We start from the raw sequence: 14,745 nt of genomic DNA on the forward strand, positions 1-14,745 counted from the left end.
CTCTCAGCTCGTACGGAATGCTCGGCGTCGACGGTGATGTCATGGGAGCGCTTCCATCGACTCTCGTCGACGATACGGCGAACGACACGATCAGGGTGGGACGGATGACAGAGCAGAAGGTGCGCTGGGGGATCCTGGCGACCGGGGGGATCGCCGCGAGGTTCACCGCGGACCTGGAGGACGTGCCCGACGCGGAGGTCGTGGCGGTGGCGTCGCGGTCGACGGAGCCGGCGAAGGCGTTCGCCGAACGGTTCGGCATACCGCGGGCCTACGGCGACTGGGAGTCGCTGGCGCTCGACGAGGAGGTCGACGTCGTCTACGTCGCCACTCCGCACACGGCGCACCGCGCGGCGGCCGGGCTGATGCTGGAGTCCGGGCGGAACGTGCTGTGCGAGAAGCCGTTCACGCTGAACGCGCGGGAGGCCGAGGAGCTGGTCGCGCTGGCGCGGGGCAACGGGCGTTTCCTGATGGAGGCCATGTGGACGTACTGCCATCCGATGGTGCGGCGGCTGAAGGCGCTGGTCGACGACGGCGCGATCGGCGAGGTGCGCCACGTGCAGGCGGACTTCGGTCTCTCGGGTCCGTTCCCGGCGTCGCACCGGCTGCGGGACCCGGCGCTGGGCGGGGGCGCCTTGCTGGACCTGGGCGTGTACCCGGTGTCGTTCGCGCAGCTGCTGCTCGGGGAGCCGTCGGACGTCACGGCGCGGGCGATGCTCTCGGAGGAGGGCGTCGATCTCCAGACGGGGGCGCTGCTCTCGTGGGAGAACGACGCCCTCGCCTCGGTGCACTGCTCCATCGTGGGCGGTACGGCGACCTACGCCTCGGTCACCGGCTCCGAGGGACGCATCGACATTCCGTCCGGCTTCTTCTTCCCGGAGCGGTTCGTGCTGCACCGGGACGGCCGTGACGCCGAGGAGTTCACGGCCGACCCGGCCGACGGCCCCCGCGACAGCCTCAAGCACGAGGCCGTCGAGGTGATGCGGGCCCTGCGGGCCGGCGAGACCGAGTCCCCGCTGGTCCCGCTGGACGGCACCCTCGCCGTGATGCGGACGCTCGACGCGATCCGGGACCGCGTCGGCGTCCGCTACCCGGGCGAGGACGCGAACGGCACGGCGGTCAGGCCGGCTTGAGCCCCGGGTCCCCCGCCTCCGTGACGAAGGAGGCGGCGGTGGTGAGCGGCGCGCCCTGCGTGGTCACGTGGGAGACCGTCTTGAAGTCGGCGCGCGCCCGCTCCCGGCCGAGCGTGACGGTCGTGTAGCCGCGCAGGCCGTTGTAGAAGCGCATGTGCGGATTGGCGGCGGTCAGGCTGTCCCAGTTGGCGGGCTTCTCCGACCCGTTGCCGCCGCTGGTGACGGAGGTGGTGACGATCTCGGTGCCCACGGTCCTCGAGCCGGGGTCGGAGAAGTCGCGCTTGATGTCGAAGCCGTAGTGGACGTGCACGTCGCCGGTGAGGACCATCAGGTTCTCGACGCCGGCGGCCTGCGCGCCGGCCAGGACGCGCTCGCGGGAGGCCGGGTAGCCGTCCCAGGAGTCCATGGAGACCTTGGCGGGCGGGGTGGGCCTGTCGAGCCGCTGGGAGAAGGTGACCTGCTGCGGCACGACGTTCCACACCGCGTCGGAGCGCCGCCAGCCGTCGAGCAGCCAGCGCTCCTGGGCGGCGCCGGTGAGGGTGCGCGAGGGGTTCTCGGACTCGGGGCCGGGGTACTGCCAGCCGTCGCCGTAGGCCTGGTCGGAGCGGTACTGCCGGGTGTCGAGCACGTCGAACTGGGCGAGGCGGCCCCAGTGCAGCCGGCGGTACAGCTTCAGGTCGGGGCCCTCGGGGAGCTGGGGCCGGCGCAGCGGCATGTTCTCCCAGTAGGCGCGGTAGGCGGCGGCCCGGCGCAGCAGGAACTCCTCCGGCGGGACGCTGTTCTCGGGGGTGTCGTCGGCGTAGTTGTTCTCGGTCTCGTGGTCGTCCCAGGTGACGACGAAGGGGTGCGCGGCGTGCGCGGCCCTGAGGTCGGGGTCGGACTTGTAGAGGGCGTACCGCAGCCGGTAGTCCTCCAGCGTGACGGTCTCCCGGCGGAACAGGTCGGGCAGGGTGCCGGCCGGGTAGGCGCGGGAGCCGGCGACGTCGTTGACGGCGTACTCGTAGAGGTAGTCGCCGAGATGGAAGACGACGTCGACGTCCTCCTGCGCGAGGTGCCGGTAGGCGGTGTAGTAGCCCTGGTCGTAACGCTGGCAGGAGACGATGCCGAAGGTGAGGTCCGCGGCGCGGCTGCGGGCGGCGGGCGCGGTGCGGGTGCGGCCGGCGGGGCTGACGAAGCGGCCGGCGCGGAAGCGGTAGTGGTAGACGCGGCCGGGGGCGAGGCCGCCCGCCTCGACGTGCACGGTGTGGTGGAACTCCGGGTGGGCGGCGGCCTTCCCGCGCCTGACGACGCTGCGGAAGCGGGCGTCGAGGGCGATCTCCCACTCGACGGTGACGCGGCGGGCGGGCAGCCCGCCGTCCGCCTGGAACGGCGCGGGCGCGAGGCGGGTCCACAGCAGCACCGAGTCGGGGTGCGGGTCGCCGGAGGCGACGCCGAGGGTGAAGGGGTCGTCGGTGAGCCGCGCGGTGTCCAGTTCGGCGGCGGCCGCGGTGCCCGCGCCGGGCACGCCGACGGCGAAGGCGAGCGCGGCGGCGGCCCCGGTGGCGGTCAGGAAGCGGCGACGGCCGATGTGACGGGCGGCGGCGCGGAGTTCGGGCGCGTGGGACGGGCGGGCCTCGGGTGTCGTCGGTACCTGTGCCATCGGTTCCTCCCCTGGCGGACATGTGGGTGCGGGAGGAATTGCAGTGGCCGGGGACGACGTGGCATTGACGCGTACACAGCATCCGGATGACGGTCGCATGAGCAGCAGCGGCCCGGGGCCGCGTGGCGATGCCTCCCGTACGCTGCGGATCCTTGAACACCGGGGAAACAGACGGACGGGGGCGGGCTGCGGCACCGGATGCGCGGTGACCCGCGAACTGCTGGGCGCGGGCCGGGCGGTGGCGACGGCGGGGCGGAGGGCGACGGAAGGCGGCCGGCTTTCTCGACGGCCGTGTCACGACCCGGAGACGCGGAGGCGCTGTTCACGGCGACCGAGATGACGGAGATGACGGAGATGACGGGGCGTATGCGGACCGGCGCGCTCCAGGCGAACGGAGAGATCGCGGGCGAGGCGTTCCGCGTCTTTGCCGTGGGAGGTGATCCACACAAGCGGAGTTAACACCTCCGCCCCATTGCGGCCGTTCGGCACACTATGCTCAACTTCTCTACACCAAAGCTTCACAGTTGAGGCAGCGGTCTTTCGTCGGCCACATCCAGGGGGGAGGCGGCAGCCGTTCCACACCGCCGGCTGGGGGTGGGCCCGCGCGGGACCGCGGGTCCATACCGGCGGGTGGAACGGCTGCCGCACGTTTTCCGTGGCTGAAGGGCTCCCGGCCTCCCGCTCCGACGGCCCGTCGAGGTCGCTCGATCCTGTTCCGGCCATGGGCGACGGCCCCTCCTGGTCCCCCGCACCGTCGCCATGTCGCTCCCACGGCCCGCTCGACGCTCCCGGGGGTCGCTTCCTCGGTGACCGTCACGTCGGAACCGTAGGTGTCGTCACAGAGGATCAGTTCCTCCGCCGGCGGGACCAGGCGGCGGTACCGGACGGCGAACCGGACCGCGAGGTGCGGCGGTCCTTCGAGGCAGAGGCACGTCCCGTCGCCGTGGGAGCGGCCTTCGAGCCGGTCCCCCGCCTCCTCGTACGGCCCGACCGTCATCTCGCGCAGCCGGCCGTCCTCGACGGTGGGGACGACGCGGCAGTCACCGGCCCTGAGCCGCCACCGGGCGCCGTGACCCTGCAGGGCCTTGACGTCCAACGCCGTCGTGTCGCCCGGGTCCATCGCCTTCTGCAACTCGGTGAGCCGGTACAGGATCCGCAGGGCGTCCGGGCGCGGGATCCTGAGCACGTCCCGCTGCGCGTGCGGGGTGAAGCGCGTGACGCACCCCATGCGGTCGGTCCCGGCCGGTGCGGGGCGGGGCGGCCGCCCCCTCGGGCGAGACCGACCCCTCCGGGCCTTCGGACCCGGCTTCGTCGGCCAGCCGGTTGAGCCAGGCGTCCTCGGCGTCCTCGGCGATCCGGCGCAGCCGCCGGTACTCCTCGATGCCGGTCACGACGGCCTCCTGCTTCCCGCGCCGCGTGATGATCGCCGGGGTCTCCTCGTGCCGGGCACGGTCGATCACGTCGGCGAGGTGGCTTCTGACCTCGCCATGGACTCGATCACCGGTTCACTCATGTCATGAATGCACCAGATGTACATCTGGTACGGCTGTGCTCCCGTACTCCGCCCAGACCGTCTTGCCCGGGCCGTCCGGCCGCGGGTGCCAGTCCCAGCGGGTGGCCAGGGCGGCGACCAGGAGGAGGCCCCGGCCGGTTTCGTCCACGGCGGGAACCTCGGGCCGGGGTCTTCCCGGCCGGAGCGGGACCCGTTCGCCCCGGGTGTCGGTGACCTCGACGCGGACGGTGGCGGAACGGGGTCCGGCGTGGAGGAGCCCGAGGCGCAGGTGGAAGTCCCGGCCGGGGACGTTGCCGTGCAGCACGGCGTTCGCCGTCAGCTCGGCGACGATCACCAGGATCGCGTCGTGGTCGTCGGTGCCGTACGGGACACCCCAGGCGTCCAGGCGGACGGCGGCGAGGTGGCGGGCGAGACGGGCTCCGCGCGGGGTGGAGGTGAAGCGCATCGCGAAGGTGCGGGACGCCGGCGCGGGTCCAGGTGGGGCGGTGCCCAAGTGAGCGGTGGGGGTGGCGAGTCGGCCGGGACCGGTGGGACCGGCGGGGTTGTTCGTCATGCCGACCACGGTCCCGCCGGTCGTGTGGCGTGACCAGCGGTGACGCACCGACGCGGGCCGCTGTACGCGACGTGTCGGCGCGCGTACGTGACGTGCGGCGTGACGGCGTCCCCCGCGGGCGCGTTGAACCGGAGAAGGCGGTGGCCGATGACGAAGCGTACGGGCGCGGACGCCCTGGCGGGCGGCGGGGACGGCGGAACGGTCGTGAGTGTCGGGGACGGATGGGAGAGCGACGACGGCGGGGGCGGCGCGTGCCGTCCCGAGGACGGGGCGGGGAAGGGCGTGGTCGCCGCGTTCGGGCAGACCCTGAAGACGCTGCGGTTGCGGGAGGGCCTGGACCGGGCGGAGTTCGGGAGCCGGATCGGGTACTCCGCGGCCACGGTCGCGTCGTTCGAGCAGGGGCGGAGGATCCCGTCGCCCCGGACCATCGAGCGGGCGGACGAGGTGCTGGGGGCGGACGGGCTGCTGTGCGTGTGGAAGGAGGAGGTGGAGCGGGCCCAGTATCCGGTGTTCTTCCAGGGGATGGCGACGCTGGAGAAGGAGGCCGTCGAACTCGTCTCCTACAGCATGCCCGTCCTCAACGGGCTGCTCCAGACCGAGGAGTACATGAGGGGGTTGCTCGCGATGAGGCGTCCCCCTCTGGACGAGGAGACCACGGAACAGCGTGTGGCAGCACGACTGGCCCGACAGGACATCTTCGACCGGCAGCCGGCGCCCTTCCTGAGCTTCGTGCTCGACGAGTCGCTCCTGCGACGCCCCTACGGGGGTAAGGCCGTGTTGCGGGGGCAACTGGAGCACCTGCTGCTGATCGGACAGAAACGCAACGTCGAGATCCAGGTCATGCCGTTCGAACGCGAGGACAACGCGGGCGTGAACGGGCCGTTCACCGTCGTCACGCGCAAGGACGGCAAGAAGTTCGTGTACGCCGAGGCCCGAGGCATCGGCTCTCTGGAGACCGACCCGGAACAAGGGGTTCTGGCCGCCGCGCTCTATGGGATCATCCGATCACAGGCTCTCAGTCCGCGAGAGTCAACGGAGTTCATCGAAAGGTTGCTGGGATCGCCATGAAGAGCGCTGAGTCCTCGACCGTCACCTCCGGGCTCGCCTGGTTCAAGAGCAGCTACAGCGGAACCGAGGGCGGCGAATGCGTAGAGGTCGCGGCCGGTACGGCAGTTGTGCACGTCCGGGACTCCAAGGCCGTCGCCGGGCCCGTCGTCACGGTGTCGCGTGACGCGTGGGCGGGGTTCGTCGGGCTGGCCTCCTCGGAGCGGAGCGTCTGACACTCGTACGGTCACGGGAGCCCTGCCGCGCCTTGCGGGCGGCAGGGCTCTCGTGTGCGCCGGGCGCCTGATCAGCCCTCCGTGTCTCCCGGAGGCCTGGTGTCACCGGGCTCCCAGCCGTCCCGCGCGCAGCGGGAGCGCCGCGGCGGACGGCCGCGACGAGGCCGCTCAGGGGCGATTTTCGGCCGGTTCCGCGTTCGAGCGGATCCGGTCATCAAGCGGTCTGTCGTCGCTGACGAATGATCAATAACCTTGTGCAGTACACGAAATACGATCGCAGGGAGCCCCATGTCCACCGCCCAGCAGGTGCCCGACATCCTCTCGCCCGAGTTCGCCGCCGACCCCTACCCGGCCTACCGCGTGATGCGGGAGACCTCGCCCCTCATCTGGCACGAGCCGACCAAGAGCTACATCGTCTCGCGCTACGAGGACGTCGAGCGCGTCTTCAAGGACAAGGCCGGCGAGTTCACCACCGACAACTACGCCTGGCAGCTCGAACCGGTGCACGGCAAGACGATTCTGCAGCTCAGCGGGCGTGAGCACGCCGTACGCCGCGCGCTGGTCGCGCCCGCCTTCCGCGGCAGCGACCTGGAGCAGAAGTTCCTGCCCGTCATCGAGCGCAACTCCCGCGAGCTGATCGACGCCTTCCGGCACACCGGCTCCGCGGACCTGGTGAACGACTACGCGACCCGTTTCCCGGTCAACGTCATCGCCGACATGCTGGGCCTGGACAAGGCCGATCACCCCCGCTTCCACCGCTGGTACACCGCCGTCATCGCCTTCCTCGGCAACCTCTCGGGGGACCCCGAGGTCACGGAGGCCGGTGAGCGGACCCGGGCGGAGTTCGCCGAGTACATGCTGCCGATCATCCGCGAACGCCGGAAGAACCCGGGCGACGACCTGCTGTCGGTCCTGTGCGCCGCCGAGGTGGACGGCGTACGGATGAGCGACGAGGACGTCAAGGCGTTCTGCAGCCTGCTGCTGGCCGCCGGCGGCGAGACCACCGACAAGGCCATCGCCGGCATCTTCGCGAACCTGCTCGCCCACCCCGACCAGCTCGCCGCCGTCCGTGCCGACCGCTCGCTGATACCGCGCGCCTTCGCCGAGACCCTGCGGTACACCCCGCCCGTCCACATGATCATGCGGCAGTCCGCGACGGAGGTCACCCTCAGCGGCGGCACCGTACCCCCCGGCGCCACCGTCACCTGCCTGATAGGCGCCGCCAACCGGGACGAGCGCCGTTACGCCGACCCGGACCGGTTCGACATCTTCCGCGAGGACCTGACCACCACCAAGGCCTTCTCCGCCGCCGCCGACCACCTCGCGTTCGCGCTCGGCCGGCACTTCTGCGTCGGCGCGCTGCTGGCCAAGGCCGAGGTGGAGATCGGCGTCGACCAGCTCCTCGACGCCATGCCGGACGTGCGGCTCGCCGACGGGTTCCAGCCGGCCGAGCAGGGCGTGTTCACCCGCGGCCCGCAGAGCCTCCCGGTCCGGTTCACGCCGGTCCAGGGCTGACCGCGCCGGTCACCGTCGTCGTACGCACCGTCGTCGTACGCACCGTCGCCGGTCACCGTCGTACGCGCCGCCCCCGCCCCGGCCGGATCCCGCCGCGCCGGGCCGCCCGCGGGGGCAGCGCCCGCCCGGACATCCGCGGACGCCCGCACGCACCTCCGCGGGCGCCCCTCCCCGCCTCGCCGGAGTGTCCCGCGCGCCGCGGAGCCCTCCCGCACCGGCGGAGCGCTACTGCACCACCGGCGTGAACTGCACCGGCAGTTCCATCAGGCCCCGCATCCAGATCGACGGACGCCAGACCAGTTCCTCCGGCTCGACGGCCAGGACCAGGTCCGGCAGCCGCTCCAGCAGCGTCTCGACCGCCGTCCGCGCCATCACGTCCGCCAGCAGCGGGGCGGGGTACGGGCAGCGGTGCTCACCGTTGCTGAACGACAGGTGCGCCGCGTTCTCCGCGCCCACGTGGCCCTCGGGCCAGATCTGCGGGTCGGTGTTGGCCGCGGCCAGGCCCAGCACCACGCAGTCGCCGGCCTTTATCTGCCGGCCGCCGAGCTGGACGTCCCGCACCGCCCAGCGCCCGATGAAGTTCTGCGTCGGGGTGTCCAGCCACAGCACCTCGTTGAGCGCCTCGCCGACGCTGAGCCGGCCGCCCGAGACGTTCACGGCGAAGCGCTCGTCCGTCAGCAGCAGACGCAGGGTGTTGCAGACCCAGTTGGCCGTCGGCTGCTCGGCCGCCGAGATCACCGAGATGAGGTCCTGGACGATCTCCTCGTCCGAGAGTCCCGCCGGGTCCGTCACCATGCGCGAGGTGACGTCCGGGCCGGGCGCCGTCCGCTTCTCCTTGACCAGCTCCCGCAGCCGTTCACCCACCCGGTTGTACCCGGCGACCGGGTCCTCGCCCTCCGCGGCGTCCAGGGAGATGCGCAGGTCGTCGACGAGCCCGCGGGTGTCCTCACCGGTCGCCGGCATGCCGCACATCTGCACGACGGCGCGCATCAGCAGGGGGTGCACGTAGTCGGACATCAGCTCGGCCTGGCCGCTGCCGGCGAACCGGGCGATGAGGTCGTCGGCGATCAGCAGGCACTCGTTGGCCAGCTCGAACTGGTCGACGCCCTCCAGCGCCTCGGTGATCACTCCGGCCCGCCGCCGGTGCTCGTCGCCCTCGGCGAACAGCACCGACGGCTGGTAGCCGACGTACGGCAGCAGCGGCCAGTCCGACGGGATGTTCTCCCACTGGTTCCAGCGCCGGGAGTCCCGCGCGAACAGCTCGTCGTGACTGGTCACATAGGTGAGCTCGGTGTAGCCCAGCACCAGCCAGGCCGGGATGCCGCCGTCGAGCAGCACCGGTGCCACGGGGCCGTGTTCACGGCGCATCGTGCGGTAGAGCTGCGAGGGCGTCTGCTGGAAGTCCAGCCCGGTCAGACTCACCGCGCCGGCGTGCGCGGGGCACCCCGGTGGCGGCCCGTCGCCGGTGCGGGCCGGGTGCGCGAAGGGAGCGGCCGGATCGGTCACAGTGTCGCCTCCTTGGCGGTGGCCAGGTCGTGGAGGTGGTTCACGAGGGTGATCAGCACGTCCTTGCCGGAGGCCCGGACCCGGGCGTCGCAGTCGACCATCGGCACGTGCGCGGGGAGGGCGAGCGCCTGGCGTATCTCGTCCAGGGAGTACCGGACGCTGTTGTCGTCGAACCGGTTGACGGCCACCACGAACGGCGTGCCGTGGTGCTCGAGGCGGTCGATGGCGTACCAGGAGTCGTCCATCCTCCGCGTGTCCACGAGGACCACGGCGCCCAGGGTGCCGGAGAACAGCCGGTCCCACAGGAACCAGAAGCGCTCCTGCCCGGGCGCGCCGAAGAGGTACAGCACCATGCGGTCGTTGAGGCTGATCCGCCCGAAGTCGAAGGCGACCGTGGTGGTGGTCTTCGTGCTCACCCCGTCGGTCTCGTCGACGCCCACGCCGGCCTGGGTCATCACCTCCTCGGTGTTCAGCGGCCGGATCTCGCTCACGGAACGGACCAGGGTCGTCTTGCCCACGCCGAACCCGCCCACGACGACGATCTTCAGACCCGTCTCCGCGGTGTCGCGGAGCGGTGTGCGGTGGGTGGGCAGCTCAGAGGTTGCGGAGTCCATGGAGCACCTCTTGGAGTAGGGCGGAATCGGGCAGGGAGGCGACGGACGCCGCCGCGCGCGGGTGGCGCGCGGTGATGCGTCCGGTGTCCAGCAGGTCGCCGAGCAGGATGCGTACGACCGTGACCGGCAGCCCGAGTTCCGCAGCGATCTCGACGACGGCGACGGGGTGTGCGCACAGTTCCAGGATCCGGACGTGCTCCGACTGCATCCCCGGCGTCGGCGCGCTCTCGCTGACGATCAAGGTGACCAGGTCGAAGGACTCGTCGGCGCGGCTGCGTCCGCCGGTGACGGTGTAGAGCCGGTCCGGGTCGCCCGTGTCGACGGGTTTGCGGGGGGTCACGAGGTTCCGCTCCCCGCGGCCTCGGTTCGGGGTTCGGCCCGCAGGTGGTCGCCGATCTGCTCGACCAGCTCCGTCATCTGGTGGCCGACCACGCCGGGGTCGGCGTCCTCCCCGGCGACGACGGCGAGGTGCGCGCCCTCGCCGGCCTCCACGATGAACAGCAGGCCGCCGTGGAACTCGGTCATCGACTGCCGTACGCCGCCGGTGCCGTCGCCGAACTCCATGGAGGCACCCTGGGCGAGGGCCTGGATGCCGGAGCAGATGGCCGAGAGCTGGTCGGCGAGGTCGAGGGTCAGGTGCTCGCTCCAGCAGAGCTTGAGGCCGTCACGGGAGAGGACCAGGGCGTGCCGTGCGCCGGGGGTCCGCTCCAGGAGACCCTGCAGGAGCCAGTTGAGGCTGTTGTCGGTGGTCGTGGTCTGCATGGTGGGTGATGGGACGGTGGTGTCCGGCATGCCGGTCACCGGCCCGTTCCTCCTATCTCACGTGCTCGAGCGGGAAGGGGCGCCGTCGCCCCGGACGCCGTGCGGGGCCGGGGGCGGCACCGTACGGGAGGGGTGGGACTAGGGAGCCGCGGGCGGCTGGGAACCGGCGTCGGTTCCGGACGTGCCGGTGTTGCCGCTGCCGGACGCGCCGGTGATGCCGTTTCCTGACGTGCCGGCGGCGCCGGTGCCGGACTGCCGGGCGCCGCGGTGGAAGGCGCCGAACCGTGAACCGGCGTCGCGCGCGCCGCGCCGTGCCGACCCCGTGTCGCCGGAGCGGGCGGCCGCCGACTGGCGCTGCTCGCGCTCGCGTTCCGCCTCGGCCATGGTGCGGCCGGGGGCGCGGACCGGAAGGCCGTTCAGGGTGGTGCCCTCGGGCTGCCGGTGCCGTCCCTGGCCGGGTACCGAGGACAGGCCGGACCGCTCGGTGCGGGCGGCCGGGCGCTCGGGCCAGGAGGCCGGCTCCGGGGCGGCGGGCAGCGCGGCGGCCGCGGGGCGGGCCTCGGCAGCGTTGTCATGGTCGTCGTGGGAGCCGCGGGCGGGCAGGGCGTCCGCGTCGCTCCGGGAACCACGGGTGGGCAGGGCGTCCGCGTCGCTCCGGGAACCACGGGTGGGCAGGGCGTCCGCGTCGTGGGAGCCGCGGGCGGGCAGCGGGGCCGAGCCGGACGTCGACGGGGACGGGACGGGCACGCCCCGGGCCGCTCCGCCGCGGCCGGCCAGCGCCTCGCCCCGGCCGGCCGTCTCGTGCGGCGCGGGCTCGCGCTGCTGGGCGAGCAGGTTCAGCGGCAGCAGGACGACGACGCCGGTGCCGCCGCGGGAGGACGGCCGGTAGTTGACGCTGATGCCGTACTTCGCGGCGAGCCGGCCGACCACGGCGAGGCCGAGCCGGGTGCCCTGGAGCGAGGCGAGGTCGGTGACGCGGCCGGTGACGGCCTCCTCGGCGCGCCGCATCGCCGCGGCGGCCATCTTCAGGCCGCTGTCCTCGATGGTGACGACGATGCCGGCGCTGCGGTCCTCGACGTAGACGTGCACCTCGTCGATGGGCGGGGAGAAGTTCGCCGCGTTGTCCATCAGTTCGGCGAGCAGGTGCATGACGCCCTCGGCGGCGAAACCGGCGACCGCGGAACGGGTGGAGCAGTGCAGGCGCACCCGCTGGTAGGCGGCGATGCGGCCGGCGGCGCCGCGCAGGATGCTCTCCATCACGATCGGCTTGTTCCAGGCGCGGCTGGACCGGCCGCCCATGAGCAGCGCCAGCCGGTCGGTCATCAGGCCGAGCTGGGAGGTGCTGTGGTCCAGCCTCAGCAGGTCGCCGAAGACCTCCTCGCCGTGCCGTTCCTGCATCTCGCGCAGGTCGGCGAGCATCTGGACGGCCTTCGCCTGGACGCGGCTGAGCGCCTTGGCGGAGGCGGCCTGGGCGGCGGCGGCGCGCCGCTCGCTGTAGGCGAGTTCACGGATGAACGATTCCGCCGGGGCGCGCAGGGCGGGGAGCTGCGGCAGGTCGGTCTCGGCGAGCACGGTGTCGGCGGAGCGGCCCTCGCGGAGCCGGGCGACCGCGGCCGGCATCGTCTCCCGTACGAACCGGTCGTGTTCGGCCGCGGTCCGGTCGAGTTCGTCGCGGACCGCGCGGTACTCGTCCTCGAGGGTGAACACGCGCCGCACGTCCTCCTCGACGGTGGCGGCGAAGGTGTGGGTGATGCGGGAGAGCTGCGGGTCGGACGGCGGGGGCACGGCGGCCAGCACGTCGGCGGCGCTCGTTCCCTCGCGCAGCCGTTCGGCCACGGCGGGCAGGGTGACTCCGGCCAGGTGGGAGATCTCCGCGGACCGCCGGGCCGCCTCGGCGCGCAGGCGGCTGATCTCCGACTCCCGCTCGGCGGCGGTGGAGCGGGCCCGCTGGACGAAGCGGTGGTCGACGAGGACGGTGACGGCCACGCACGCCCATCCGGCCAGCACCACGGCCAGGGCCCACGAGGTGGCGCCGGACGGTGCCAGGGCGAGCGCCGCGCCTCCGGCGGCGGCGGTCACCACCAGCACGGCCGCCCGTGCGGCGAACGAGGTGCGCGGCGCCCCCGCCGGTGGGTGCTGGCTGGGAGAGGCAGGCACTGGCATGGAGCGGTCCCTCGGTCGGTGAGAGCAGGGGAAGGGGGCGGCCGTGCGATGACGGCCGCGGGCCGGGGAAGGGATCGGCCAGGAGAAGGCGATCTTCCGACCACGTACGGCTCATGCTAATCACCCGGATGCGCGCGGAAGCCCCGCTTGCTGAACAGCTCGTCAGCGAAATGAGTTCGTCGTGAACTCATCGCTCGTGCGTTCCGCTGTGGTAGTCCTGACGACGCCGGACGAGCCGGGCCGGAGTGCGACAACGCGCCTCCGCCGAGAGCTAACGGTCCGTCACATCCGCTCCACAGGGCGCTTCTCCGCGCCCGCCTCACTCACGCGAGGCATCGTTTTTTGGCCAACTACGCCTATGCCAGGGGCGTTTCCCCCCTGGCCGCCGTGACGAGGAGGGCGCGGAGGTGAAGGACTGCCGCCGCTCGTGAAGCTTCGGTGACGGCCGTTCGCGCCGGTGTGCGTGAGCGGGGGCACACGGGGGTTCCCGCGGAGGGGGACGGGGCCCCGGAGGAAGAGGAGAGCGGCACCGGATCGGCCCGGGTCGCGCGGAGGCAGCCGGAGGCGACCCCTCCGCTCCTGCCGCCCGAGCGGCCCGGGAGTCGGGAGCCGGACAGGCCGGCGACTCCGCCTCCGGCCCCCGGCCCGGTCACGTCCGGTGAGCCGTGTGCCGCCCCGCGTCCACTGCCGCGTACAGGTCACGCCACGCGGCCGCCAGCCCTTCGACGCTCTCGGCCTCCAGCTTCCTGGCGACCTCTTCGCCGTCGATGCCGAGGCCTTCCAGTCGTCTCCAGACCTCGAGAGCCGCGCCGTGACGGCCCATCAGCGTGTCGCCGCACATGTCGAGCCGTCGGGCGGCCGCCTCCAGGGTGGGCAGGGTCATCAAGGTGATCGTGCCCCAGGTGACGAGCTGCTCGACGTAGCGGGTGAGGGACGACGAGGGCTCGGTCACGGTCGTGGCCGTCCACATCAGCCGTTGCGGATGGCCCCCCGCGGCGGCCAGGGCCCGCCAGTCGGCGCCGCCGAACCAGTCGTCGTACATCCGGTAGAAGTGGCGGGCCCGTGCCACAGCGGCTTCGCCGCGCAGCGCCAGGGCGTCGGAGGTGCCCAGGTCCTCCAGCCGCGCGTCCACCTCAGCGTCCAACAGGCCCACGGGCAGTGAGACGACCGAGGCCAGCGCCGGGAGTCGCCGGCCGTCGGCCAGCGCGCGCTGGAGGCCCTCCACATAGGCGTCGAGGGCCTCGCGGTAGCGCGAGGCCGAGAAGACCGCGGTGACGTGGACGGGGAAGCCCGCACCGACGCACTCCCTGATCGCGGCGATCCCCTCCGTGGTGGCCGGCAGCTTGACCATCGCGTTGGGCCGGTTCACCGCGCGCAGCGCCTGCTCCGCCTCCGCCACGGCCGACTCGACGTCGTGGGCGAGGCGCGGGTCCAGGTCCATCGACACCAGGCCGTCCAGGCCGCGTGTGGCCTGGTACACCGGGCGGAGTTCGTCACAGGCCCAGCGGACGTCGTACGCCGCCACCGCACGTACCGCGTCGGCGGCGCAGATGTCGTCGGAGGCCAGGCCCGCGAGTTGTTCGCGGTAGGCGTCGTCGCTCTCGACCGCCGCTGCCAGCGCGGCCGGGTCGGACGTGGCGCCCCGGACGCCGGTGCGCGCGATGAGCCGGGTCAGGCATCCGGAGGCGAGGTGACCGCGGGTGAGTCCGTCCAGCCAGGGCGAGACGCCCTCCGCGACCAGTTCGTCCAGCTCCAGCACGCCCGGTTGCCTCAGCCGGTCCGACATGGCGGATCGTCACTCCTTGCTAGTCCATGGAGAGTTCAAGCATCGCCGTCAGGTTATTCGCATGCACCCGCGATGAACTACGGGTGTCATGCCACATTGGCGCAAAGTGGTTCCGACATCGACTTGATGAAGTAGCGGCTATTTGACGAAGTCCGTCGATCGCCATTGGGCCTGCCTTCGCTTTCGATACAGGATCGGGGCGAACAGCCGGCCCGAGGTCCGGCACGACCACTCCGTCTGCCGAGGAGCACCGCATGCACGACCCACATCGCCGTCCTCGACGG

At 72.5% G+C, this 14,745-nt stretch carries 13 protein-coding genes and 1 pseudogene; 4 read left to right on the plus strand and 10 right to left on the minus strand.

Annotated features, from left to right (window positions below; translation table 11 throughout):
* Positions 1 to 104: 104 nt before the first annotated feature.
* Complete coding sequence (locus ACIQ8B_RS01590) at positions 105 to 1,130, plus strand: Gfo/Idh/MocA family protein (protein WP_403544446.1); 1,026 nt, start codon at positions 105 to 107, stop codon at positions 1,128 to 1,130.
* Here ACIQ8B_RS01590 and ACIQ8B_RS01595 read toward each other — a convergent pair.
* The 4 genes and pseudogenes from ACIQ8B_RS01595 to ACIQ8B_RS01610 all read right to left on the minus strand — a co-directional run bounded on the left by ACIQ8B_RS01595 (position 1,117) and on the right by ACIQ8B_RS01610 (position 4,835).
* Entirely contained in the window at positions 1,117 to 2,769 is a 1,653-nt protein-coding gene (locus tag ACIQ8B_RS01595; protein WP_403544448.1) for an alkaline phosphatase D family protein, read from the minus strand. The two genes, ACIQ8B_RS01590 and ACIQ8B_RS01595, sit on opposite strands and share 14 nt — an antisense overlap.
* Positions 2,770 to 3,274: 505 nt before the next feature.
* On the minus strand, positions 3,275 to 3,997 hold the full coding sequence (locus ACIQ8B_RS01600; protein WP_403544772.1) for a type II toxin-antitoxin system RelE/ParE family toxin: 723 nt from the start codon (positions 3,995 to 3,997) through the stop codon (positions 3,275 to 3,277).
* A 28-nt stretch (positions 3,998 to 4,025) separates the two neighbouring features.
* Positions 4,026 to 4,306 (minus strand): annotated as a pseudogene (locus ACIQ8B_RS01605) (type II toxin-antitoxin system Phd/YefM family antitoxin); the annotation flags it as partial.
* Positions 4,284 to 4,835 (minus strand): ATP-binding protein, encoded by a 552-nt coding sequence (locus ACIQ8B_RS01610; RefSeq protein ID WP_403544450.1) that lies wholly within the window; start codon positions 4,833 to 4,835, stop codon positions 4,284 to 4,286. The gene ACIQ8B_RS01610 and the pseudogene ACIQ8B_RS01605, both read right to left, overlap by 23 nt.
* 147 nt (positions 4,836 to 4,982) lie before the next feature.
* Here ACIQ8B_RS01610 and ACIQ8B_RS01615 point away from each other — a divergent pair, with 147 nt between their 5' ends.
* From ACIQ8B_RS01615 to ACIQ8B_RS01625, 3 genes are all read left to right on the plus strand, one after another.
* Positions 4,983 to 5,903, plus strand: a complete 921-nt coding sequence (locus ACIQ8B_RS01615) for a helix-turn-helix domain-containing protein (RefSeq protein WP_403544452.1) — start codon at positions 4,983 to 4,985, stop codon at positions 5,901 to 5,903.
* On the plus strand, positions 5,900 to 6,115 hold the full coding sequence (locus ACIQ8B_RS01620; protein WP_106414482.1) for a DUF397 domain-containing protein: 216 nt from the start codon (positions 5,900 to 5,902) through the stop codon (positions 6,113 to 6,115). The genes ACIQ8B_RS01615 and ACIQ8B_RS01620 overlap by 4 nt, the downstream gene beginning before the upstream one ends.
* A gap of 288 nt (positions 6,116 to 6,403) precedes the next feature.
* The gene (locus tag ACIQ8B_RS01625; protein WP_403544455.1) at positions 6,404 to 7,630 is read left to right on the plus strand and encodes a cytochrome P450; all 1,227 of its coding nucleotides are present in this window, start codon (positions 6,404 to 6,406) and stop codon (positions 7,628 to 7,630) included.
* A gap of 225 nt (positions 7,631 to 7,855) precedes the next feature.
* Here ACIQ8B_RS01625 and ACIQ8B_RS01630 read toward each other — a convergent pair whose 3' ends face one another.
* The 6 genes from ACIQ8B_RS01630 to tal all read right to left on the minus strand — a co-directional run bounded on the left by ACIQ8B_RS01630 (position 7,856) and on the right by tal (position 14,461).
* Positions 7,856 to 9,136 (minus strand): cytochrome P450, encoded by a 1,281-nt coding sequence (locus ACIQ8B_RS01630; protein ID WP_290009819.1) that lies wholly within the window; start codon positions 9,134 to 9,136, stop codon positions 7,856 to 7,858.
* Entirely contained in the window at positions 9,133 to 9,750 is a 618-nt protein-coding gene (locus ACIQ8B_RS01635; RefSeq protein ID WP_106414479.1) for an ATP/GTP-binding protein, read from the minus strand. The genes ACIQ8B_RS01630 and ACIQ8B_RS01635 overlap by 4 nt, the downstream gene beginning before the upstream one ends.
* Complete coding sequence (locus tag ACIQ8B_RS01640) at positions 9,731 to 10,090, minus strand: DUF742 domain-containing protein (RefSeq protein WP_106414478.1); 360 nt, start codon at positions 10,088 to 10,090, stop codon at positions 9,731 to 9,733. Before ACIQ8B_RS01640 ends, ACIQ8B_RS01635 begins: the two co-directional genes overlap by 20 nt.
* Positions 10,087 to 10,512, minus strand: coding sequence for a roadblock/LC7 domain-containing protein (locus tag ACIQ8B_RS01645; RefSeq protein WP_198602574.1), 426 nt, complete (start codon positions 10,510 to 10,512; stop codon positions 10,087 to 10,089). The genes ACIQ8B_RS01640 and ACIQ8B_RS01645 overlap by 4 nt, the downstream gene beginning before the upstream one ends.
* Positions 10,513 to 10,650: 138 nt before the next feature.
* On the minus strand, positions 10,651 to 12,675 hold the full coding sequence (locus ACIQ8B_RS01650; protein ID WP_403544459.1) for an ATP-binding protein: 2,025 nt from the start codon (positions 12,673 to 12,675) through the stop codon (positions 10,651 to 10,653).
* A gap of 649 nt (positions 12,676 to 13,324) precedes the next feature.
* Entirely contained in the window at positions 13,325 to 14,461 is a 1,137-nt protein-coding gene (tal, locus tag ACIQ8B_RS01655) for a transaldolase (RefSeq protein ID WP_403544461.1), read from the minus strand.
* Positions 14,462 to 14,745: the final 284 nt, after the last annotated feature.

The sequence above is a fragment of the Streptomyces sp. NPDC096105 genome (assembly GCF_044763335.1).
Taxonomy (GTDB): domain Bacteria; phylum Actinomycetota; class Actinomycetes; order Streptomycetales; family Streptomycetaceae; genus Streptomyces.